22 protein-coding genes are annotated in these 21,017 nt (G+C 65.7%); 6 read left to right on the forward strand and 16 right to left on the reverse strand.

Features of this window, described 5'->3' with window-relative positions; all coding sequences use genetic code 11:
- Positions 1-63: 63 nt before the first annotated feature.
- Positions 64-1,281: a glycosyltransferase gene (locus DRB17_RS08390; RefSeq protein ID WP_114581757.1), complete on the reverse strand. Its 1,218-nt coding sequence runs from the start codon at positions 1,279-1,281 to the stop codon at positions 64-66.
- Positions 1,282-1,399: 118 nt separating this feature from the next.
- On the opposite strand from DRB17_RS08390, the gene DRB17_RS19920 reads away from it, so the two are divergent.
- Both DRB17_RS19920 and DRB17_RS08395 read left to right on the forward strand, forming a co-directional pair.
- Positions 1,400-2,143: a hypothetical protein gene (locus DRB17_RS19920; RefSeq protein ID WP_147274852.1), complete on the forward strand. Its 744-nt coding sequence runs from the start codon at positions 1,400-1,402 to the stop codon at positions 2,141-2,143.
- A 114-nt stretch (positions 2,144-2,257) separates the two neighbouring features.
- Complete coding sequence (locus DRB17_RS08395) at positions 2,258-3,040, forward strand: FkbM family methyltransferase (protein ID WP_114581758.1); 783 nt, start codon at positions 2,258-2,260, stop codon at positions 3,038-3,040.
- A gap of 21 nt (positions 3,041-3,061) precedes the next feature.
- Here the strand turns inward: DRB17_RS08395 and DRB17_RS08400 are convergent, their stop codons facing one another.
- On the reverse strand, positions 3,062-3,589 hold the full coding sequence (locus DRB17_RS08400; RefSeq protein ID WP_114581759.1) for a universal stress protein: 528 nt from the start codon (positions 3,587-3,589) through the stop codon (positions 3,062-3,064).
- Between the two features lie 223 nt (positions 3,590-3,812).
- Here DRB17_RS08400 and DRB17_RS08405 point away from each other — a divergent pair, with 223 nt between their 5' ends.
- Positions 3,813-4,643, forward strand: a complete 831-nt coding sequence (locus DRB17_RS08405; protein WP_114581760.1) for a universal stress protein — start codon at positions 3,813-3,815, stop codon at positions 4,641-4,643.
- 28 nt (positions 4,644-4,671) lie between these two features.
- On the opposite strand, the gene DRB17_RS08410 is transcribed toward DRB17_RS08405, so the two are convergent.
- From DRB17_RS08410 to atpD, 9 genes are read right to left on the reverse strand one after another with little or no spacing between them, the layout of a single operon-like run.
- Positions 4,672-5,562: a F0F1 ATP synthase subunit gamma gene (locus tag DRB17_RS08410; protein ID WP_114581761.1), complete on the reverse strand. Its 891-nt coding sequence runs from the start codon at positions 5,560-5,562 to the stop codon at positions 4,672-4,674.
- The gene (locus DRB17_RS08415) at positions 5,549-7,114 is read right to left on the reverse strand and encodes an alternate F1F0 ATPase, F1 subunit alpha (RefSeq protein WP_114581762.1); all 1,566 of its coding nucleotides are present in this window, start codon (positions 7,112-7,114) and stop codon (positions 5,549-5,551) included. Before DRB17_RS08415 ends, DRB17_RS08410 begins: the two co-directional genes overlap by 14 nt.
- 12 nt (positions 7,115-7,126) lie before the next feature.
- On the reverse strand, positions 7,127-7,912 hold the full coding sequence (locus tag DRB17_RS08420) for a F0F1 ATP synthase subunit B family protein (RefSeq protein WP_114581763.1): 786 nt from the start codon (positions 7,910-7,912) through the stop codon (positions 7,127-7,129).
- A gap of 5 nt (positions 7,913-7,917) precedes the next feature.
- Positions 7,918-8,196, reverse strand: coding sequence for a F0F1 ATP synthase subunit C (locus DRB17_RS08425; RefSeq protein ID WP_114581764.1), 279 nt, complete (start codon positions 8,194-8,196; stop codon positions 7,918-7,920).
- A gap of 16 nt (positions 8,197-8,212) precedes the next feature.
- Entirely contained in the window at positions 8,213-8,932 is a 720-nt protein-coding gene (locus tag DRB17_RS08430; RefSeq protein ID WP_114581765.1) for a F0F1 ATP synthase subunit A, read from the reverse strand.
- 15 nt (positions 8,933-8,947) lie between these two features.
- Positions 8,948-9,241: an ATP synthase subunit I gene (locus DRB17_RS08435; protein ID WP_147274853.1), complete on the reverse strand. Its 294-nt coding sequence runs from the start codon at positions 9,239-9,241 to the stop codon at positions 8,948-8,950.
- 34 nt (positions 9,242-9,275) lie between these two features.
- Entirely contained in the window at positions 9,276-9,608 is a 333-nt protein-coding gene (locus DRB17_RS08440; protein ID WP_114581767.1) for an AtpZ/AtpI family protein, read from the reverse strand.
- A gap of 1 nt (position 9,609) precedes the next feature.
- Positions 9,610-10,020, reverse strand: a complete 411-nt coding sequence (locus tag DRB17_RS08445) for a F0F1 ATP synthase subunit epsilon (protein ID WP_114581768.1) — start codon at positions 10,018-10,020, stop codon at positions 9,610-9,612.
- A gap of 12 nt (positions 10,021-10,032) precedes the next feature.
- A complete protein-coding gene (gene atpD / locus DRB17_RS08450) occupies positions 10,033-11,451 on the reverse strand; it encodes a F0F1 ATP synthase subunit beta (protein ID WP_114581769.1) in 1,419 nt (472 codons plus the stop codon).
- 146 nt (positions 11,452-11,597) lie between these two features.
- Between atpD and DRB17_RS08455 the strand changes: the two genes are divergently transcribed.
- From DRB17_RS08455 to DRB17_RS08465, 3 genes are read left to right on the forward strand one after another with little or no spacing between them, the layout of a single operon-like run.
- The gene (locus DRB17_RS08455) at positions 11,598-11,930 is read left to right on the forward strand and encodes a hypothetical protein (protein WP_114581770.1); all 333 of its coding nucleotides are present in this window, start codon (positions 11,598-11,600) and stop codon (positions 11,928-11,930) included.
- Between the two features lie 40 nt (positions 11,931-11,970).
- The gene (gene otsB / locus DRB17_RS08460; protein ID WP_206607826.1) at positions 11,971-13,569 is read left to right on the forward strand and encodes a trehalose-phosphatase; all 1,599 of its coding nucleotides are present in this window, start codon (positions 11,971-11,973) and stop codon (positions 13,567-13,569) included.
- Complete coding sequence (locus DRB17_RS08465; RefSeq protein ID WP_114581772.1) at positions 13,570-15,975, forward strand: glycoside hydrolase family 65 protein; 2,406 nt, start codon at positions 13,570-13,572, stop codon at positions 15,973-15,975.
- Positions 15,976-16,046: 71 nt separating this feature from the next.
- Here the strand turns inward: DRB17_RS08465 and DRB17_RS08470 are convergent, their stop codons facing one another.
- From DRB17_RS08470 to rfbC, 5 genes are all read right to left on the reverse strand, one after another.
- On the reverse strand, positions 16,047-17,327 hold the full coding sequence (locus tag DRB17_RS08470) for a glutaredoxin family protein (protein ID WP_114581773.1): 1,281 nt from the start codon (positions 17,325-17,327) through the stop codon (positions 16,047-16,049).
- A 221-nt stretch (positions 17,328-17,548) separates the two neighbouring features.
- Positions 17,549-18,421 carry a glucose-1-phosphate thymidylyltransferase RfbA gene (gene rfbA, locus DRB17_RS08475; RefSeq protein WP_114581774.1) on the reverse strand — a complete coding sequence of 291 codons (873 nt, stop codon included), beginning with the start codon at positions 18,419-18,421 and terminating at the stop codon, positions 17,549-17,551.
- Positions 18,418-19,320, reverse strand: coding sequence for a dTDP-4-dehydrorhamnose reductase (gene rfbD / locus DRB17_RS08480; RefSeq protein ID WP_114581775.1), 903 nt, complete (start codon positions 19,318-19,320; stop codon positions 18,418-18,420). Before rfbD ends, rfbA begins: the two co-directional genes overlap by 4 nt.
- On the reverse strand, positions 19,317-20,378 hold the full coding sequence (gene rfbB, locus DRB17_RS08485) for a dTDP-glucose 4,6-dehydratase (protein ID WP_114581776.1): 1,062 nt from the start codon (positions 20,376-20,378) through the stop codon (positions 19,317-19,319). The genes rfbD and rfbB overlap by 4 nt, the downstream gene beginning before the upstream one ends.
- A gap of 21 nt (positions 20,379-20,399) precedes the next feature.
- Positions 20,400-20,957: a dTDP-4-dehydrorhamnose 3,5-epimerase gene (rfbC, locus tag DRB17_RS08490; protein WP_114581889.1), complete on the reverse strand. Its 558-nt coding sequence runs from the start codon at positions 20,955-20,957 to the stop codon at positions 20,400-20,402.
- Positions 20,958-21,017 lie beyond the last annotated feature (60 nt).

A 21,017-nucleotide genomic window follows, 5' to 3' on the forward strand; every position in this document is an offset into this window, starting at 1 on the left:
GATCCGACGGGATTCTCTGACGACTATCGGCGCAACACGGCCGAGCCAAACCCGCTGGCCTCATTACTTCGCCGGATTATCACGTTCAGAAACCGTCGAGAACAGTGCAAGATGCTCGTCCGCCGACCGTTCAAGTGAAAATTTGGCTGCCCGCGCCTGCAACGCCTCCTTTGGTGTGGGGCTTTGGAGCGCCTTGACAAGTTCGTGGGCAAGCGCCGCACTGTCCCCGACCGGGACAAGGGATCCGTAATCCCCATCGGCTAAAATCTCTCGCGGACCGCTTGGGCAATCCGTGCTAACCACCGGACACCCGCATGCCATAGCTTCAACGAGGACGTTCCCGAAGCCTTCCGACTTCGACGACAATGCAAATACATCGGCCCGTGCCATGTAGGCTTCGGGATTGCTCACCCATCCGGCCATATCGACGTCATCCGTGATCTCAAGTTCTCGCGCGAGATCCATTAGCTGCTCTCGGTCCTTGCCATCGCCGAGAATAATGAGCCGGACCCGGCGCACCTGCCGAATGCGCGCGAAAGCCCGAAGCAGTGTCGGATAGTCCTTGGTTTCGACAAGCCGACCGACACTCAGAATCACGGGCCGGTCGCGGCATTGATCCAGCCAGGGATGGGAGATGGAAGCCGCGGCGCGTTCAGCCAGAGACGGTGCGACCGCCGGATTGTAAATCGGTGTCATGATCGTCCTGTCGAGGTTGGCGTGGCAAGCCAGTTCATCTGCGACACCCTGCGAAACGGTGACAATTGCATCCGCCGAAGGATAGACACGATTGAGCAGAGGCGCCAAGTATCGCCACCGCCACTTGCACAGCCGCCTTGAGTCCAAGTACTGCGAGAAACTTACAGGCTCACTGATGACAACCTTTGTGGACGCGCCCGCCAAGCGTCTTGCCCACAACGTAACGGCGTTTGTATACGCTCCGGCTGAAAAGATGATTCTCGGGCGTTGGCGCCGCAAATAAGATGAGAGACCCAATAAATACTTTATGTGCCAGGGAGCTGTAATTGGCAGTAGTATCGGCCGCAGCACTGTCGTGCGCGCGCCCTTCGCGGCTCGTAACACCGAAACTCGGCCTATAATGCTTTGCGTCTGGGAAAGGTGCACGCATTCCACGCCCGGAGGCACCAGTTCAGATTGCTGTCCGTCGTCACGACAGACAACAAGTTGAACATCATGCCCACGCCGCCGAAATTCCTCCGCCAGCGCCAGAAGAGAATGCTGAACGCCGCCTCCCGCCAACTTGTGCAGGACGATTGCCATCATGGCAAGCAAAGCGGTAGAAGAAAGGCGCCATGCGGGACCTCAGCACAGGCCTGCGCACGTGCAGATAGCACGCTCAAGATTTCTTGCCCCCAACAACCACCGCGGCGGATCATAACGGATGATCGTTTCGTTCGTACATAAGTTCATTTTCGTCAAGACCCGTAAGGTGGCGGGAACATCGGTCGAACTTGCCCTTGCCCCGAATTGCGGCCCGGAAGATATCATTACGCCGACCGTGCCAACCGAGGCTGGCCACGAACGAGCGTGCATCGAATTGCCGAGGAATTACAGCGCGTTGCCCGGTTTCGAGCGTGCCTTTCGATGGTCCGCAAAAGCCGGTTTCGAGACGCCTTTTCACAATCTCACCAAGCGTCGCTTGATGATATATAAGCAACATATGTCGGCAGCGCGAATTCGCAGGCGCCTGGAAAAGACCAAGCCCGGTTTTTGGAACGAAGCATTCAGCTTTACGATTGAACGCCACCCTTATGACAAATGCCTATCGCAGGCGGCGTTCATGCTTTCCCGGATTATGCCAAAGCCGATACCAGAGGTAGCAGCGGTGCGACGTATTGATGAAGCGATCCAAACCGGCGAAATTGAACGATGGAGCGACTGGAAAAACTATACATATAATGGTGAAATCTGCGTCAACCGTATTATCAGGTACGAAAATATTGCGGATGAATTTAAAGATGTAAGCCGAATTATTCAATTACCAGAGATACATTTACCCCAAGCGAAGGCGGGGGCGCGCGAGACGACTAAAAGGCCAAGCCATGAGGTGTTGTCAGAAAGACAGAAAACAGCCATTCAAGCTGCCTTTGCGAACGAGTTTTCATACTTTCAGTTCGAAACGTAGAAGCAATAACTTGATTCTCACAATGGCAACCGAACAACTGATGAAAATTATGGATTACACCCGATCAATACGAATGTCTGCTTCTATTCCGAATACAATTTTTACATATCTAATATGAATATCCGATTTTATTTAACATATATTCGGATTATTGAAAATAATATTCTTGCATTAATGCATCGCAAGAAGCGCTGCTTTATACATCTGAAACACGTTGGCGCGGCATTCCAAATACGTACCGGGAATGACAGAATAACCATCAGCACGTTGCGGCGATGGCGTCGGTATAGGTTTGGCATCGACCGATGGTTGGAAAGGCTTGCTGGCGAATATGGCTATAAGCAGCACTGGACCCTGCGGCCTGGTGACACAGTCATCGATATCGGGGCGAATATCGGAGAGTTTTCTATTTTTTCGGCCAGCCAAGGTGCCCAGGTTATTTCAATAGAAGCCGATAATTATATTTTTGATATATTGAAATCAAACGCCAAAGAGCAAGCCATCGAAACGATAAACTGCGCTATTTGGAAAGAGGACGGGGCCGTTACATTCTATTCAAGCTACGAGGACGCCGACAGCTCGACCATTGAGCCGGCATCGTTCACAGAAGAATACCCCCAGCGGGCGCTCACCCTCGACACCATCGTGGAGCAGCGTGGCATCGAAGACATCGCCTTGATCAAGTGCGATGCTGAAGGGGCCGAGCCGGAGGTTCTGGCGGGCGCCAAGCGCACGCTGCTGAGAACACGCGCCCTCACCCTCGACTGCGGCTATGAACGTCAGGGAACATCAACCGTAGCGGAGTGCAAGGCCATCCTGCAAACTGCGGGTTTCCACGTGACCGATTACAAGATACGGGGGCGAATCATCGTTTTCGCCAGAAAGGATGGCCCCTGACGTGCGAACGTGCCTCTAGCGTCAAGGCACCACCACGCACGGGCAATGCCCCAACCCCACGACCTTGTGGGAGACGCTGCCCACCATCAGGCCCTTCAGCGTGCCCAGGCCGCGCGTGCCGAGGACGACGAGGTCCGCCGCCTCGCTCTTCACCACGTGGTCGATGACCTCGGTGGCGTCGCCGTCCTCGATGACGGGGGTGACCTTGGCGACGCCGGCCTTCTTGGCGTGGTCCCCGGCGTCCTCGACGATGGCGCGGGCGACCGCGAGGCGGGCCTGATAGGGCACGCGCATCAGGCGGTCGTGGGTGATGGTGCCAAGCCGGCCATAGGCTGGAATGTCCTCCGCCGGCGAGGGCTCGGGTGGCGTTTCCACCAGATGCTCGGCGCGCGCCCATTGCAGCAGCCCCTCGGGCATCGGGCCGCCCATGATGGCGTGCATCACGATCAGCTCGGCGCCGTACTGCCGTGCCAGATCGATACCGACGTTGAGCGCGCGCTGCGCGTTGGCCGAACCGTCGGTGGCCACCAGGATCTTCTTGAACGCCATGTCTGCCCCGCTCTTGTTTGTCAATGGCGGCGCCCGCCGGCCCTCCGGCCTCAACGGCCGCACAGGTGACAACTGACCGCGCGGACCCCGTCATGCATTGAGCGAGGTCAAGCAAACCCGCCTCGGAGGAACACGCCGACGGCGGTTGACGCGCCTCATTTCCGCCAGGGCCAGGGGGCGGCTACCCTTACCCCGTAACCGACATTACCCTGCAGGACGCACCATGCTGCGCAGTCTTCTCGTCGTCGTGGACAACACCGTGGCCAGCCAGGAGGCGGGCGAGCGTGCCCTGGCGCTGGCGCGCGAGCACAATCTGGCGCTCGGCTTCACCGGCATGCTGGACCTGTTCTGGGCCTGCCGCGCCGCCTATCGCAGCCCGCTCGTGGGCCTGGAGATCGCCCTGCACCCGGACCGGATCGAGGCGATCTACGACGAGCAGCGCGCCATCATCGATAAGCTGGAACACACCGCGCGCGCCGCCTCCATCCACGCCGAGACGGTGCACGTCCCGGACTATCCCGACCCGGCCTTCGCCGCGTTCCCCCACGCCTACGACGCGGTCGTGCTGGGCAACGACGCCACGTTCCACCTGGAGGTCGAGCCGCACCTGCGCTCTCCGGTGGAGAGGATCTGCCGGGAGATGGTGCGCCCGGTCCTGGTCCATCCCGCGCGGCCACACGGCGGGCAAGGGGTGCTGATCGGCTACGACGGCAGCGCCGCGGCCTCGCGGGCCATGCTGCTGGCGGTGCTGCTGGATTTCGCCGTCGAGATGCCGGTCAACGTGCTCAGCATCGCGGACGAGCCGGAGGCGGCGCTGCGCATCGCCGAGACCGGCGCCGCCCTGCTGCGCCACCACGGCATCGAGGCGACGCCGCATGGTCTTGCCCGCGACGGCAACGAAAGCGCGATCTTCCTGCGACGAATCGCCGACGAGCCGCCGGCCCGCGTCGTGCTGGGCGCCACAGGTCATTCGGCATGGGCGGAGGCGGTGCTGGGCTCGACCACGCGTACCCTGCTGCACGACGCCGGGGTGCCGCTTTTCATCGGCTCCTGACGCGCGGCTTGCGCGGCGAATACAGCCGTTACGACCGCGCGTCCTCTTTACCCAACGCCTCGAAGCCGGAGACGATGTCCAACAGCTCCTCGGTGATCGACTGCTGGCGGCTGTGGCGGTAGGCCGCGCGCAATTCCTCCAGGTGGTCCTCGATATTGCGCTCGGCCGCCTGCATCGAAGCGAGGCGGCTGGCATGCTCGCTGGCCAGGGATTCGGCGGTGGCGCGGAATACCGTGACGACAAGGTGCTGACGCACCAGGCCGGCGAACAGGGTCTCCGGCTCGGTGCGGAACTGTGGCAGGCTGCGCGACGGCCACGGCTCGTCCCGCAAGCGGCGCAGCCATTCGGGCAGCATCGGCAGCATCTGGTGCATCGCCGGCACGGCGGGCGTTTGCCGGCCCCGGCGGTTGTGCACCAGCATGACCGTCCCCACCCCCTCGTCCCGCCAGACCTGCACCCGCCCGATCACCGCATAAGCCGTCTCCACCAGCGCATTCACCGACCCTGGAAGTTCAAGCCATGCCTCGACCGGCAAATCGGCGGCTGAGAGGCGGTCGGCGGCGCGCGCGCCTACCGCAAGGCGCCGCGCGGACGCGAGATCGACCCCGGCCTCGGGCAGGTTTTCCCTGGCGAAGCGCACCGCCTCCTCATTGAAACGTCCGCAAAGGCCGTGGTCGGAGCCGAAGACGACGACGCCCGCCCGGCCGTCGCCGCCCGTCTGCTCCTCCGGCATCACGGCCCGCTGGCGCAGCACCGCCTGCAAGCCGGCCTGCACGGTGTCGGCGTAGTCCTCCAGGGCATCTGCGGCGCGCTCGTACTGCCGGATGCTGACGGCGGCCAGGGATTTCATGGTGCTGACGATGCCGTGCAGGTCGTCGGTCGTCTCGATCTGCCGGCGCAGGGCCTCAAGCGTCTGCATCGCCGCTGCCCTCCTCCTCGCCCGCCTCGCCGGTCAGGCCGGCGTCGCGCAAGGCATCGCGCGCGACCTCGAGCAGGCGCTCGCGCCCCTCGTCCCGCAACGCCTCGCCCGCCGTCATGCGACGGCACAACTCGGGCATCTCCGCCGTGACGCGCTCGCGGATCGCCTTTTCGGCCTCGCCCACCTTCTCCACCGCCACGCTGTCCAGCACCCCTTCCGACGCCGCCAGCAGTACGGCGATCTGTTCCGCTACCGGAATCGGCGCGTACTGCGGCTGCTTCAGCACCGCGCGCACGCGGGCGCCGCGATCCAGCTTGCGCCGTGTTTCCCTGTCCAGGCGGGTGCCGAAGCGGGCGAAAGCCTCAAGCTCCTCGAACTGCGCATACGACAGCCGCAGCTTCCCCGCTACCGCGCGGTATGCCGCAAGCTGCGCCTTGCCGCCGACGCGGGACACCGACTTGCCGACATCGATCGGCGGCAGGTGGCCGCGTCGCTGGAGATTCGGGTTCAGATAGATCTGCCCGTCGGTGATCGAGATCAGGTTCGTCGGGATATAGGCGGAGAGGTTCTGCGCCTCGGTCTCGATGACCGGCAGTGCGGTCAGCGAACCGCCGCCCTTCTCTTCGCGCAAGTGCGTCGCGCGTTCCAGCAGGCGGGAGTGGATAAAGAAGATGTCGCCCGGATAGGCCTCGCGCCCCGGCGGCCGGCGCAGCAGCAGCGACAGTTCGCGGTAGGCGCGGGCGTGGCGCGTCAGGTCGTCATAGACCACCAGTACGTCGCGGCCCTGTTGCATGAAATACTCGGCCATCGTCGTCGCGGCGTAAGGGGCCGCGTACTGCATGCCCGGCGGATCCTCACCGCCCGCTACGACGACGATGCAGCGCTCGAAGTCCGCGTGCTCCCGCAGGTCGGCTATGACGCGGGCGACGGCGGTGCCCCGCTGTCCGATTGCGCAGTAGATGGCGACGACCTCGGTGTCGCGCTGGTTGATGATGGTATCCACGGCAATGGCGGTCTTCCCGGTCTGGCGGTCGCCCAGAATCAGCTCCCGCTGTCCGCGCCCCACGGGAATCAGCGCGTCGATGGCCTTCAGGCCGGTTTTCAAGGGCACGCTGACCGGCGCGCGGTCCAGGATGCGCGCAGCTTCCTGCTCGATCGCACGGCGTTCCAGTGCGTGTAGCGGCCCGCCCTCGTCCAGCGGACGGCCAACCGCGTCCACCACGCGGCCAAGCAGCGCGTTGCCCACCGGCACGTCGATGACGCGTCCGGTACGCCGGACGGTATCCCCAGCGCATAGATGCCCGCTATCGCCCAGCAGGACCACGCCCAACTCATCCGAATCCAGGCCGGAAACCATGCCGGTCAATCCGCCAGGGAAACGCAGGACCTCCTCCGACTGCGCCCGGTCCAAACCGCGCACGCGGGCAATACCGCTGGTGACGTGGACCACCGTGCCGGTCTCCACCGCCTGCGGCGCGCGCCAGAGCCCCTTACGCGCCGCCTTGGCTGCGTCCAGGCTTTCCTTGCCCGCCTTGTCCAGGATGCCGGCCATATCCCGCGTGTCCTATGCCGCTTCCGGCTGCGTCTTGGCTGCCATTTCCTGTATCTTCTCCGCCAGCCGCTCCTCGAACTCATCAAGGTAGGCGTCCAGGCTCCACAGGACGCTGTGACCGGCAGCGCGCAGTTCGATGCCGCAGGTGAGGTCGTCGCTCTGCTCGTAAATGACGTCCAGCCGGTCGCCGAAGGCCTCGTGCAGCACGCGCGTCACTTGGCGGCGCACGTCGGCGGGCAGGTCGAACGCGCTCGTCACCGTCAGGCGGCCGTCCTCGCGCAGGGCGGCCTCGGCGATGCGCTGGCGCAAGTCGGCGTCCATGTCGCGGACGCGGTTCGCGAAGGCATCGGCGATTTGCGCTTCCAGGCTGCTGTCGGCTAGATCGCTCATGGCGCGGCGGGCCAGGGCCTCGAACTGCTCGGCAATCTGGCGGCGCAGGTCGCGCACGAAATCGGCCTGATCCCGCGCCACCTGCTTGTGCATCTGGCGGCGCTCGGCCTCCATGTCCTCGCGCACCTCCTGACGCAGCTCCTTGCGGTAGCTCTTCGCTTCCTCGCGGGCGTCGCGCAAAAGCTCGTCGCGCTTCTGTTCGAGATCGCGCTCCTTCTCGGCGTAGGCCTCGGCCTTGTCCTGGGCCGCCTTCTCCCGGTCCTCGGCCTCATGCAGGCGGTCGGCGATGTGCTGCTCGCGCCGGGCCATCGCGCGCACCACCGGGCGGTAGAGGAACCGCTTCAACAGCCACACCAGGATCACGAAATTGACGATCTGGGCCGCGACCGTCACCCAGTCGATCTGCATAGCGCTCAGCCTCCGGCCGTGGCCAGCACACGATCCCAGAAAGGATTGGCGAAGATCAGGATCATCGACACCACGAAGCAGTAAATTGCGGTCGATTCGATCATCGCCAGGCTGACGAACAGCGTGCGGGTGATGGTGTTCGCCTCGTCGGGCTGCTGGGCGATGGCGTTCAGCGCCTGCGAGGCGGCACGCCCCTCGCCCAGCGCCGGGCCGATGGAGCCGATGGCGATGCACACCGCCGCCCCCAGAATCGAAGCCACGGCCACCAGTGCCACGTCGCTCATGAAATCGCCCTCCTTGTCATGATTGCGCGCTGGCGTTCTCGCCGCCCTCGTTGGAGTCGCCGTGCTCGCCGGGGTGCGCGCGGGTCGCCGAGGCGATGTAGACCATCGCCAGGATCGCGAAGATGTAGGCCTGGATCAGACCCGTCAGCAGGCCCAGCAACTGCATCACGATGGGGAACAGGAAGGGCACGATGGACAGCAGGATGCCGACAATCACCGTGCCGCTCATGATGTTGCCATAGAGACGCACCGCCAGCGCCACGGTGCGCGACAGTTCGCCGATGATGTTGAACGGCAGCATGAAGAACGTGGGCTGCACGTACTTGCGCAGGTAGGCGAGGACGCCGCGCTCGGCGATGGCGAACACCGGCACGGCCACAAGGACACAAAGCGCCAGCGCCGTGGTGGTGGAAAGCGACCCCGTCGGCGGCTGCCAGCCGGGCACGATGGTCAGTGCGTTCGACACCGCGATGAACAGGAACAACGTGCCGATGAACGGCAGGTAGTTGCCCGGCTCCTGCCGGCTGACCTCGCGTATCTGGCTGCGCATCCCCTCGACCAGCACCTCGACCAGGTTCTGCCACCGCGAGATTCGGGTCGTCGTGCTCAGCCGCCAGGTGATGACGCGCGCACCAACGGCCAGCAACGCCATCACCATCCAGGTGAAGACGATGGTCGCGTTCAGTTCCAGCGTGCCCCAGCGCCACAGCACGACCTGATCGGGACTGATCTCCACGGCCTGCCTCCACCCTCAGTCGCTGGCCTTGGCCGGCACGCGCCGTGGCAGCCAGCGCACCGTCAGCGTCCGCGCGATCAGGAGCCCGGCGATCCCGCCGGCCAGCACCTCCGGCCCTGCCCGCGTGGCCAGGTAGATCGCCGGCAGCACGCAGGCGAAACGCGCAAGCGCGCCAAGCAGCAGGCGCCGTTCCGGCCTCGTGTCTCCGGCCAGGTCGCGCACCGAGCGCCACAGCGCCGCGAAATAGGCGGCGCCCACGACCGCACCCCCCGCCAGACCGGCCAACACCAGCATCGGATCTAAGCCCACGGATTTCTCCTCCCCGCGCCGAAGTTCGGCGCGTTCAGTGATTGTCGTGCCGGCTTTCCCGCTTCACCCAGAACCAGGCGTTCAGGCAGCCCAGCGCCACGCCGGCCAGCAGCAGCGTCAGCGTCCAGGACACCTGGCCGGGGAACGTCGCGTCGAGCCAAAGGCCCAGCGCGGTTCCCGCCACCGTCGGCACCGCCACCGACCAGCCGACCAGCCCGAACATGCCAAGGCCGAACCACACGCCGCGATCACGCTCGCGCCGGGCGCGCAGCTTGCGCCGGGCCTTGCGGTCCACGTCCTCGGCCATGCCGCGCTTGTGGGCCCGTCTGTCCCGCTCGTCCGCCCGGCGTTCGTCCTGGGGGGACATTTCAGCGCTCCGCCAGCTCGATGAAGCGGCGCACCACACCGGCCTCCAGCCGCGCCAGCGCGCTGCGCGCCTGCTTCTCGCGCTCGTCCAGCGTGCGATAGCGCTGCTCCACGATAAGCCGAAGCTCGTCCAGGTCGCGGCCCGCCACGGCGTCGCGCAACGACAGGTTCACCCTGTCGCCGCGCTTCACCAGCACGCCCTCGTCCACCGCCAGATAGCGCTCGCGGGCCATCTCATCGTCGCCGGACCCAGAACCCGGCAAGGTGTAGAGCACGACGCCCGGCACGATCAGCGCCACGTAGTCGGCGTGGCGCGGTAGCAGGCAGAACTGGCCCTCCAGCCCCTCGGCGATCACCTTGTCGACAGCCTCGTCCACCAGCACCTCGGTTGGCAGCAGGACCTTCAAGTGCATCGCCCCGCCCCCTTACGCCGCCTCGCCGGCGGTCTCGCGCACGGGCAGATCGTCCAGGGCGCCGATCATGTAGAAGTCACCCTCGTCGCGCCCGCGGAACTCGCCGTTCAGGATGCGCTCGCAGCCATTCAGGCAGTCGGCCAGCGAAACCAGGCGTCCCGCCTGTCCGGTGAACTGCTCGGTGGTGAAGAAAGGCTGCGTCAGGAACCGCTCAAGCTGCCGGGCGCGGGCGACGGTGGCGCGGTCGCGTTCCGACAACTCCTCCATGCCCAGCATGGCGATGATGTCCTTCAGTTCCTCGTACTCCGCCAGCGTCTGCCGCACGCCCTGGGCGATGCGGTAATGCCGCTCGCCGACCACTTGCGGGTTCAGCATCTTCGAGGCCGACTGCAGCGGGTCCACGGCCGGGTAGAGCCCCTGGCTGGCCCGCTTGCGCGACAGCACGATAGTGGCGGAGAGGTGCGAGAAAACGTGCGTGGCCGCCGGGTCGGTGAAATCGTCGGCCGGCACGTAGACCGCCTGGATCGAGGTGATGGCACCCCGGTCGGTGCTGCAGATGCGCTCTTCCAGGCCGGCAAGCTCGGTTCCCATCGTGGGCTGGTAGCCGACGCGCGAGGGGATCCGCCCCATCAGGCCCGAGACCTCCGAGCCCGCCTGGATGAAGCGGAAGATGTTGTCGATCAGCAGCAGCACATCCTGGCGCCGGTCGTCGCGGAAGTATTCCGCCATTGTCAGCGCCGCGTGGCCGACCCGGAAACGCACACCCGGCGCCTCGTTCATCTGGCCGAACATCAACACGGTGCGCTCCAGCACCCCGGCCTCGCGCATCTCGCGGTAGAGTTCCTCCGCTTCGCGGCAGCGCTCGCCGATGCCGCAGAACAGACTGACCCCCTGGTAGTGGGTCACCATGTTGTGGATCATCTCGGTGATCAGCACGGTCTTGCCCACGCCCGCCCCGCCGAAAAGTCCGCTCTTGCCGCCGCGCTCCAACGGGGAAAGCAAGTCGATAGCCTTGATGCCGGTTTCGAAGACCTCGGAACTCACCCGGCGGCGCGACAGCGGCACCGGCGTGCCATGGATGGAACGGTAATCGACGCCTTCCAGCGCCGGGCCGTCGTCGATCGGTTCGCCGAAGACATCGAACATGCGGCCCAGCAGCGCCGGGCCGACCGGCACCTGCAGCGGCTGGCCGGTGTCGATCACAGGGTCGCCGCGCGCCAGGCCGCGTGTGGGATTGAGCGCGATACCGCGCACGCGGTGCTCATCCAGATGGCTCGTCACTTCGACGACGACGCGACCGTGCGGACCGACCAGCAAGCGGCTGTTCAGCGCCGGGAGGTGATTGGCGAACTCGGCATCCACCACGCTGCCCTGGATGCCGCGAATGCGGCCGCGGCTTTTCGTCGTCGTGGAACTGCCGGGACGGGTCATAAGGTGCCGGATGCCTTGCACAGCTACGCATTTCGGCCGTGGCCGATTGGTGGCATCATCGGTGGGTAAACCGGCATCGGCATTGACGTGCCTCAAGGTTTGCACGGCGCGACTGCGGCATTCATCAAACAGAAAGGGTGACGCCGATGAACGACGAAATCGCGGAACGTATCGTCCAGGACGCCGCCGACGCGCTTGGCGAAGGCTTGCTGCAAGTTACCGGCGGCGACAAGGTCCAAGGATATGAGGGCTTGGCGAAGGCAACGCTCCTGGCCGGGCTGGAGCGTCTGGCCGACAGCGAGCCGCCGGCGGCGCGGCTGGAAACGGTGGCCCGCGCCATCTACTTCAAGCTGCATGACGAGGATCGGCAACCCTGGTCCGAACTGGATAGTTACCAGCGCGGCTTCTGGCACGACATCGCCCGCACCGCGATCCGCGCGGCGGATGAAAGCGCCGTCACCGAGATCCGGGGCAAATGAAGCAGCCGGCCCTGGCCGCGCGCGACCCGAAGGTGACCCGGTGACACCCGCCACACGCGCCAGCTCGTCGGATGCGAACGCCGCGACGATCGCGGTCGAGCGGTTCGATGCCGTGCTGCTCGACCTCGACGGCGTGGTGACGGAAACGGCGGCACTGCACGCCGCCGCGTGGAAGGAAGCCCTCGACCAGGCGCTGGCGGAATGGAGCCGGCAGAGGGATGGCAGCACGGCGCCCTTCGATATCGACACCGATTACCACCGCCACGTCGACGGCAAGCCGCGCGAGGCCGGTATCCGCGCCTTCCTGCAGGCGCGCGGGATCGAACTTCCCGACGGCAAGGAGGCCGACACCGCCGCCGACCTCAGCGTGCGCGGCATCGCCAATACCAAGAACGCCGCCTACCACCGCCTGATGGCGGAACGCGGCGTCAAGGTGCACGACGACGCCCTGGACTTCATCAAGCGCGTCCGGGCGGCGGGCCTTGTCTGCGCCGTCGTATCGTCGAGCCGGAACGTCGCCTCCGTGCTGGCGGCGGCGGATCTGGAGGAGTCGTTCGACCTGCGCGTAGATGGCAATGACCTTGTCGCCGAAAACCTTGCCGGAAAACCCGCGCCCGACCTGTTCCTGCTGGCCGCCCGCCGGGCGGGGGTCGAGCCCGCCCGCGCGGCGGTGCTGGAAGACGCGCTGTCCGGCGTCGAGGCCGGCAAGGCCGGAGGATTCGGCCTCGTGGTCGGCGTCGCGCGCGGCAACGCCGCCGAGGACCTGCGCGCCCACGGCGCCGACGTGGCGCTGGTCGATCTGCGCAAGCTCGGTGTCTCTGGCGCGACAAAGCGATTGCCGGAGGAACTGCCGTCCGCCCTTGACGCCCTTCCCGAACTGACGGCCATCGCCGCAAGCCGGCGGCTGGCTGTCTTCCTCGATTATGACGGCACGCTCACACCTATCGTGGCGCGGCCCGATCTGGCCGTGCTGTCGCCCGAAATGCGCGACGTGCTGCGCGGCCTGGCAAAGGTCTGCACCGTCGCCGTCATCAGCGGCCGCGACCGCGCCGACGTGGCCGAGCGCGTCGGCGTGGGAGACCTGATCTACGCCGGCAGCCACGGCTTCGACATCGCCGCGCCGCACGGCCAGCGGATCGAGCACGAGGAGGGCGCGGCCCACCGCGACGAGCTGCGCGCAGCCGCCGAGGAACTGCGTGAGGCCCTGGCCGAGGTGCCGGGCGCCATCGTCGAGGAAAAGCGCTATGGCGTCGCCGTCCACTATCGTCAGGTGCCGCCGGCGCGGCAGGACGCGGTGAACGAGGCCGTCGACGCCGCGCAGCGACGGCATCCACGCTTGGCGCGCACGCTGGGCAAGAAGGTCTACGAGTTCCGCCCGGGCATTCCCTGGGACAAGGGCAAGGCCGTCGACTGGCTGCTGAGCGCGCTGGATCTGTCGGACACCGGTGTGCTGGCGATCTACCTGGGCGACGACGTCACCGACGAGGACGCCTTCGCACAGCTTGCCGAAAGCGGTATCGGCATCCTTGTCGGCGAAGGCTATGGGGCGACGCGGGCGCGCTACCAGCTGGAAGACGTTGAGGCGGTACGGGCATTCCTGGCCGCGCTGAGCGAGGCGTCGGCAACGCGGAGGCGTTGAATGAGCGACGACTGGCGGCTCGTCTACACAGGCTACGATCCGGCCTCGGAAGGGCTGCGCGAGGCGCTGTCCACGCTCGCCAACGGCTACCTGGGCACGCGCGGTGCCGCGCCAGAGTCCGAGGCGGACGGCACGCACTATCCGGGGACCTACATCTCCGGCGGCTACAACCGCCTGAAGACCGAGATTGCCGGCCGGACGGTCGAGATCGAGGACCTGGTCAACATGCCGAACTGGCTGCCCGTCGCGATCCGCGTCGATGGCGGGCACTGGCTGCAGCCGGACCGGCACGAGACGCCGGACTATGAACAAGTCCTGGACCTGCGTCGCGGTATGCTGGAACGCCACTACCGCATTCGCGACCACGAGGGCCGCGAAACCCGGATCGCCGAGCGGCGTATAGTGCATGTGCACGAACGCCACTTGATGGCCCTGGAGATCGCGGTCGCAGCGCTGAACTGGAGCGGCCATGTCGAGGTGCGTTCCGGCCTGGATGGCCGCGTGGAGAACAAGGGGGTCGAGCGCTACCGGGCGTTCAATGGCCGGCACCTGCGCCCGCTGGAGGCGAGGGCGGACGCACAGATGCTGTTCCTGAAGATGGAAACGGTGCAGTCCGAGCTGCGGGTCGCCGTGGCGGCACGGACACAAATTCTGTGCGACGGCCAGCCGATCGCGCTGACGCCCGAAGTTGAGCAGGACGACGACCGCTGTGCCCAGGTCTTCGCCACCACACTGGAACAGGGCCGGACGATGGCCGTGCGCAAAACCGCGGCCATCTTCACCTCGGCCGACACGGCGATTTCCGAGGCCGGCGACGCCGCCTGCAAGCTGGTGGCCCGCGCGCCCAGCGTGCCGGAGCTGTTCGAATCGCAGGCGACGGCCTGGGCCCACATCTGGCAGCGCTTCGACCTGCACCTTGCCAGCAAGGCAACCCCCAACGGCAATGACGCACAGAAAGTCCTGCGCCTGCACCTGTTCCATCTGCTGCAGACGGTGACCAGCGAGGACCACGCCGCCAAGAGCTGCATTCCCGCGCGCGGGCTGCACGGCGAGGCCTACCACGGGCACGTGTTCTGGGACGAGTTGTTCGTCTTCCCCGTCCTGAACCTGCGCGATCCGGAGATCACGCGCGGGTTGCTGTCCTACCGCCACCGCCGGCTGGGTGAAGCCAGGGCCACCGCGCAGGAAGCCGGCTATCGCGGCGCGATGTATCCCTGGCAAAGCGGCAGCGACGGCCGGGAGGAGACGCAGGCGCTGCACCTGAACCCGCGCTCGCAGCGTTGGCTGCCGGACAACTCCTATCTACAGCGCCACGTCGGCACGGCCGTCGCCTACAATATGTGGCAGTACTACCAGGCGACCGGCGACATCCACTTCCTGGCCCACCGCGCCGGCGAGGTGATCCTGGAAATCGCGCGTTTCTGGGCCAGCACCGCCACCTACAACGCGCGCCACGCGCGGTACGAGATCGCTGGCGTTATGGGGCCGGACGAGTACCATGACGCCTATCCCGGCGCCGACCGGCCCGGCCTGCTGAACAACGCCTATACCAACATCATGGCCGTCTGGGTGCTGTGCCGGGCGCTGGAAACGCTGGAAACCGTGCCGGAGGGGCACGCGACCCGGCTGCGCGACATGATGGGATTGAGCGACAGCGAATTAAAGGAATGGGACGCCATCAGCCGCAAGATGCGCATCCCCTTCCACGACCGCGACATCATCAGCCAGTTCGAGGGCTATGCCACGCTGGAAGAGTTCGACTGGGCGCATTACCGGGAGAAGTACGGCGACATCCAGCGCCTCGACCGCATCCTGGAGGCCGAGGGCGACACGCCCAACCGCTACAAGGTTTCCAAGCAAGCCGATGTGCTGATGCTGTTCTACCTGTTCTCGTCCGAGGAACTCACCGAGCTGTTCGAGCGCCTGGGCTACCCCTTCGACCCGCAGAGTATCCCGCGCACGATCGAGTATTACGAGTCCCGCACCTCGCACGGCTCGACGCTGAGCCGCGTGGTCCATGCCTGGGTGCTGGCTCGGGGGGACCGCACAAGATCCTGGCAACTGTTCCGCGAGGCGCTGGAAAGCGACATCTGCGACATCCAGGGCGGAACGACGGCCGAGGGCATCCACGTTGGCGCGATGGCCGGCACGGTGGACCTGATCCAGCGCTGCTATACCGGCATCGAACTGCGCCGTGACGCCCTGCACCTCTCGCCGTGCCTGCCCGACGACCTGCACCGGCTGAGTTTCCGCATGACCTATCGCGGCCAGCCATTGGCCGTGGACCTGACACCGGGCCGATTGACCCTCACCGCCGGGCGGCGGCCGGAGCGGCCGATCCACGTGAAAGTCCGGCAGGAGGAAACGACGCTGGCCCCCGGCCAGACGCGGCTGTTCGAGGTCTAGGAGGAGTCGCCGGAAGAAGTAGTTCCCAGACGCTGGCGGGCGACAACCGAGGACCAGGGTGGCGTCAGCGACTATCCAGCGTGACGCTCCCGCCAGGCGGCCGCAGCGGTAACAGCAACTGCGAACGCAACCAGGCCTACAGGCACGAACAATTCCACCATCAGCCCCGGCGCGACGACCAACACCGTGCCAAGTCCCAGCATCATCAAGCCCGAGACGAGCTTGAGAAGCCGGCCTTCCCGCTCAGTCAGTCTGTGCGTGCCGAGTGTTATGGCGAACCATGCGACAATGGCGGCCAGCGGGATCACGTAGATGACGTTGTAAAGCGCAAGATAGAGGTAATGCCCGGCGGGGCTGAGGTCCTGCAGCGTCAGGGCACGGGTGTAGACCATTGGAAAGCCGGCTGTGCAGAGCACGGCATAGAGGTTGGCGCCAATGGCCAGGACGGCGGTTCCCGACAGCAACAAGGGCAGATTCGCGGCCTGAACGAGCTGCCGCATGCGCGCGAACAGCTTCGGCTTGGCCGATTCCGGAATATGCAGGCTCACACCGGGCGCAAGCCGTAGGAAGTCCTTGACATTCAGAATGCCGATAGCAAGAGCCACCAAGCCCGCAACTGTGGTGATTACGGCAATTTGCCCCACGACCATGAAGAAGTTCAGCCACGCCGCCATGAACAGGAAATAGATCACACCCGAAAACAACACGAATGCGCCACCCACAATGGCCATCCGTGCATGGCTGTGAGCGTGGACAAGGAGACTTAGCAGGAACAAAAGTACGAAAAAGCTGCACGGGTTGAAGGCATTGAGACCCGCGAGGACCAGTGTCAGCAGGGGAAGCGAATACGTCTCCAAGGAGACGGTGCCGAGCAGGGGAATTTCGGCAGTTCGTTTGGCTTGTAAGGGCGCTGCCGAGACGTCCCCCGAAAGCGCCTGCGTCGCATAACTTCTGCATTTTTCACTCAGCGCCCGTATCCTGGCCCCGGTCGTTTCCGCCCCGTCGAAGCCGACGATCGACCGCCCGCATATAAAGACCGCCGGAACGTATTGGGCCTCCTCCCCCACGGATTCCGCCATTTCAGCGAAAAGCTCGGCGTTGGCGGGGATCGCGACGACCTCGTGGCGATGTACGCGAAGCCAGGGCCATTCGGCTTCAAGTTCGGAAAGGAAGGCAGCGGCCTTGAGGCAGTGGGGACAGGTGTACGTCCAGAAGAAATAGAGGTCGACGACGACGCCACCCTGGCTGTCCGTCCCAAACCACGGCGATAGCCGCGCCTCGTCGGAGGCGGGAGCGCGCGCGGACCCCGCAGCATAGACAAGCAATAGCACAACCAGAATAGCGCGGAACATGGGTCATGTTGCCCGGCAGGGCATCACCACGCACAGGACATCAAGGTCCTCAGGCCGGGCTTCTTTCCTTGTTTTTCCAGGCTCGGGTCAAGCCTCAATCCGCCATGCCAACGATACTCTGGGGAAGAAACGACAATCGCGCATTGACCGGGGTCAAGCGCAAGACCATGCCTCGACGGCGCTTCTTGCCGCCCTCGGTCTTCATCGACCGCACAGGGCCGTCAGCGCCCCGCGCGGTGGATATCCTCCAGATACGCGCCGTAACCTGATTTGGCTTGGCTGCGCGCCAGGCGGCAGAGCTGGTCGCCGTCGATATAGCCCATGCGGTAGGCGACCTCCTCCACGCAGGCGACCTTCATGCCCTGGCGGGCCTCGATGGTCTGCACGAAGGCGCTGGCGTCCAGCATCGACGCGTGCGTGCCGGTATCCAGCCAGGCGTAACCGCGCCCCAGGCGCTCCACGTCAAGCTCGCCGCGCTCCAGGTACCAGTTGTTGAGGTCGGTAATCTCCAGTTCGCCGCGCGCCGAGGGCCGCAGGTTGCCGGCAATGTCGGACACCCGTTCGTCATAGACGTAGAAGCCGGTGACGGCCCAGTTCGACGGGGCCGGGTCGGGCTTCTCCAGCAAGCGGCGCGGCGTCCCGTCCTCGGCGAATTCGACGACGCCATAGCGTTCCGGGTCGGCCACCCAATAGGTCAGGACCGACGCCCCTGCCTCGCGCGAGGTCATGCGCCGCAGCGTTTCCGGCAGGCCGTGGCCGAAATAGATGTTGTCGCCCAGGATCAGCGAAGCCCCCTGCCCGGCCAGGAAGTCGCGGCCGATGATGAAGGCCTCGGCAATGCCGTTCGGTTCGGCCTGCGCGGCGTATTCGATACCGATGCCAAGATGGCTTCCGTCTCCCAGCAGGCGGCGGAACAGTTCCTGCTCCTCCGGCCGGGTGATCACCAGGATCTCGCGGATGCCGGCCAGCATCAGCGTGCTCAGCGGATAGTAGACAAGCGGCTTGTCGTAGATCGGCAGAAGCTGCTTGCTGACCGCGAAGGTCGCCGGATACAGGCGCGTGCCGTTGCCGCCGGCCAGGATGATGCCTTTCAAGTCGCGCCCCTTTCGGTTTCCAGTTCGCCAAGCTCGCCCAGCACCTCGCGCAGCGAGGCGCGCCAGTCCGGTGCCGGATAGCCGAAGGCCGCCTCGAACGCGCTTGTATCCAGCACCGAGTAGTGCGGCCGCCGGGCGCGTGTCGGGAACTCGCTGCTGGGAATCGGCTGCACTTCCGGCACGCGCGGCCAGCCCGGCGCGGCAAGGTCGAAGATCACGCGCGCGAAGCCGTACCAGCTTACCGGGGGCTGCCCGCCGAAGTGAAAGGTGCCGGTAACGCCGTCGCGAACATGCGGCGCGGCGGCAAGAAGCGCGCGCGCCAGGTCGATGGCGGAGGTCGGACTGCCGGTCTGATCGTCGACAATGGTCAGGCGCTCCCGCTCGCGCCCCAGCCGCAGCATGCTGCGCACGAAGTTCTGGCCCCACGGCGAGAACACCCAGGCAGTACGCACGATGGCCGCCTGCGCCCCCGCCGCCCGTACGGCCTCCTCGCCCGCCAGCTTGGTCGCGCCATAGGCGTTCAGCGGCGACGGCGGGTCGTCCGGCCGCCAGGGCCGCTCGGACGTGCCGTCGAAGACATAATCGGTAGAGACGTGGATCAACGCGCAGCCCTGCCGGGCGCAGGCCCGGGCGATGTTCGCCGCGCCATCGCGATTGACCCTGTAGGCTGCCTCGGTCTCGTCCTCGGCATCGTCGACCTTGGTATAGGCGGCGGCGTTAATGACGGTGCCGGGCGCGGCATTGGCGATTGCGTCGGCGACGCTTCCGGCATCGGCGATATCCACCTCACCATGCCCCAGCGCCATAAGCTCCGCCCGGGAGTCGGCGGCCGCCTTCCGCAGGCCACGGCCAAGCTGGCCATCGCCGCCGAACACCAGCACGCGCCCTGGGCCGCTCATGCCGTCTTGCCCAGACGCTGGCCGTCGTAGCGCTCGCGCCGGATGCGACGCCACCAGGCGGCATTATCCAGGTACCACCGCACCGTCTTGCGCAGCCCGCTTTCGAACGTCTCCGCCGGCGCCCAGCCGAGTTCGCGCCGGATCTTCCCGGAATCGACGGCATAGCGCAGGTCGTGGCCCGGCCGGTCGGCGACGAATGTGATCTGCTCGCGGTACGGCCGGCCGTCGGAGCGGGGGCTTAGCTCGTCCAGGATGTCGCAGATGGCGCGGACCACCTCGATGTTCCGCCGCTCGGCCCCGCCGCCGATGTTGTAATGCTCGCCAATACGGCCCTCGGTCGCGGCCAGCAAAAGGCCGCGCGCATGGTCGTCCACGTGCAGCCAATCGCGCACGTTCTCGCCGCGCCCGTAGATTGGGAGCGCCTCGCCGTCCAGCGCCTTCGTCACCACCAGCGGGATCAGCTTTTCCGGAAACTGCCACGGGCCGTAGTTGTTGGAGCAATTGGTGATCACCACCGGCAGGCCATAGGTCTTGTGCCAGGCCCGGACCAGATGGTCGGACGCCGCCTTGCTGGCGGCATAGGGCGAGTTCGGTGCGTAGGCCGTTTCTTCGGTGAAGGCGCCCGTCACACCGAGGGAGCCGTACACCTCGTCGGTGGAGATGTGGTGGAAGCGGAAAGCCGCGCGCCGCGCGCCGTCGAGCCCCTCCCAGTAGCGGCGAACGGCGTCGAGCAGCACCTGCGTGCCGACAACGTTGGTGCTGATAAAGTCCGCCGGCCCGTCGATGGAGCGGTCGACGTGGGTCTCGGCGGCCAGGTTCATCACCAGGTCGGGCGCGTGCCGGGCCAGCACCTCGGCCATGCGCGGGGCGTCGGCGATATCGGCCTCGACGAAGCTGTAGCGCGGGTTGCCGGCAACCTCCGCGACCGCGTCGGGGTTCGCCGCGTAGGTCAGCTTGTCGAGGTTGATCACCGCGCTGTCGGTTTCGGCGATCAACAGGCGCACCATCGCCGAGCCGATGAAGCCCGCGCCGCCGGTGATCAGAATCCGCTTCGCCATCCGCCTGCCCGTCCAAGGTTCCTAGAACAACTCATCCGCCGCCGTTTCAGCGAGAGGCAGCCAGCGGCTGTCCTTCTCCGATACGGTTGCGGCCGCCGCATTTACCGGCCAGTCGATGCCCAGCGACGGGTCGTGCCACAGCACGCCGCCCTCGCAGTCCGGGGCGTAGTAGTCGGTCAGGTTGTAGTGCACCGTCGTTTCCGGCATCAGCGTGCAGAAGCCATGCGCGAAGCCGGCCGGAACATAAAGCTGCCGCCAATCGCCGGCCTCCAGCCGCACGGCCACATGCTTGCCGAAGGTCGGCGAGTCCTGGCGCAGGTCCACGGCGACGTCGAGGATCGCCCCGGCCATCACCTGCACAAGCTTGCCCTGCGCGTGCGGCGGCTTCTGATAATGCAGGCCGCGCACGGTGCCCCGGTCGCGCGAATACGACAGGTTGGACTGCGGGAAATCGCCGGGAAGGCCCGCATCCTCGAAGCGGCGGCGGCTGAAGCTCTCGGCCAGCGCGCCGCGGGCGTCGCCGTAGGCACGCAGGGTGATGAGCTTCACATCCGGAATGTCGAGATTTTCGATCTGCATCGCGAACACGTTTGCATGACTGGCCGACACTTACATGAGCGCGAAGACAAGTGTCGATAT

This window comes from Ferruginivarius sediminum (assembly GCF_003344765.1).
Lineage (GTDB): Bacteria > Pseudomonadota > Alphaproteobacteria > Kiloniellales > Rhodovibrionaceae > Ferruginivarius > Ferruginivarius sediminum.

Bases quoted from the DNA above. Each gene is read 5' to 3' on its own strand.
- DRB17_RS08440 (WP_114581767.1), bottom strand. From the start codon at position 9,608: ATGTCCCCCCAGGACGAACGCCGGGCGGACGAGCGGGACAGACGGGCC.
- DRB17_RS08410 (WP_114581761.1), bottom strand. From the start codon at position 5,562: ATGCAGACGCTTGAGGCCCTGCGCCGGCAGATCGAGACGACCGACGAC.
- DRB17_RS08455 (WP_114581770.1), top strand. From the start codon at position 11,598: ATGAACGACGAAATCGCGGAACGTATCGTCCAGGACGCCGCCGACGCG.
- rfbB (WP_114581776.1), bottom strand. From the start codon at position 20,378: ATGGCGAAGCGGATTCTGATCACCGGCGGCGCGGGCTTCATCGGCTCG.
- DRB17_RS08415 (WP_114581762.1), bottom strand. From the start codon at position 7,114: ATGGCCGGCATCCTGGACAAGGCGGGCAAGGAAAGCCTGGACGCAGCC.
- DRB17_RS08420 (WP_114581763.1), bottom strand. From the start codon at position 7,912: ATGCAGATCGACTGGGTGACGGTCGCGGCCCAGATCGTCAATTTCGTG.
- DRB17_RS08405 (WP_114581760.1), top strand. From the start codon at position 3,813: ATGCTGCGCAGTCTTCTCGTCGTCGTGGACAACACCGTGGCCAGCCAG.
- DRB17_RS08400 (WP_114581759.1), bottom strand. From the start codon at position 3,589: ATGGCGTTCAAGAAGATCCTGGTGGCCACCGACGGTTCGGCCAACGCG.
- DRB17_RS08395 (WP_114581758.1), top strand. From the start codon at position 2,258: ATGAATATCCGATTTTATTTAACATATATTCGGATTATTGAAAATAAT.
- DRB17_RS08425 (WP_114581764.1), bottom strand. From the start codon at position 8,196: ATGAGCGACGTGGCACTGGTGGCCGTGGCTTCGATTCTGGGGGCGGCG.
- DRB17_RS08390 (WP_114581757.1), bottom strand. From the start codon at position 1,281: ATGATGGCAATCGTCCTGCACAAGTTGGCGGGAGGCGGCGTTCAGCAT.
- DRB17_RS19920 (WP_147274852.1), top strand. From the start codon at position 1,400: ATGATCGTTTCGTTCGTACATAAGTTCATTTTCGTCAAGACCCGTAAG.
- DRB17_RS08470 (WP_114581773.1), bottom strand. From the start codon at position 17,327: ATGTTCCGCGCTATTCTGGTTGTGCTATTGCTTGTCTATGCTGCGGGG.
- rfbC (WP_114581889.1), bottom strand. From the start codon at position 20,957: ATGCAGATCGAAAATCTCGACATTCCGGATGTGAAGCTCATCACCCTG.
- rfbD (WP_114581775.1), bottom strand. From the start codon at position 19,320: ATGAGCGGCCCAGGGCGCGTGCTGGTGTTCGGCGGCGATGGCCAGCTT.
- DRB17_RS08445 (WP_114581768.1), bottom strand. From the start codon at position 10,020: ATGCACTTGAAGGTCCTGCTGCCAACCGAGGTGCTGGTGGACGAGGCT.
- atpD (WP_114581769.1), bottom strand. From the start codon at position 11,451: ATGACCCGTCCCGGCAGTTCCACGACGACGAAAAGCCGCGGCCGCATT.
- DRB17_RS08465 (WP_114581772.1), top strand. From the start codon at position 13,570: ATGAGCGACGACTGGCGGCTCGTCTACACAGGCTACGATCCGGCCTCG.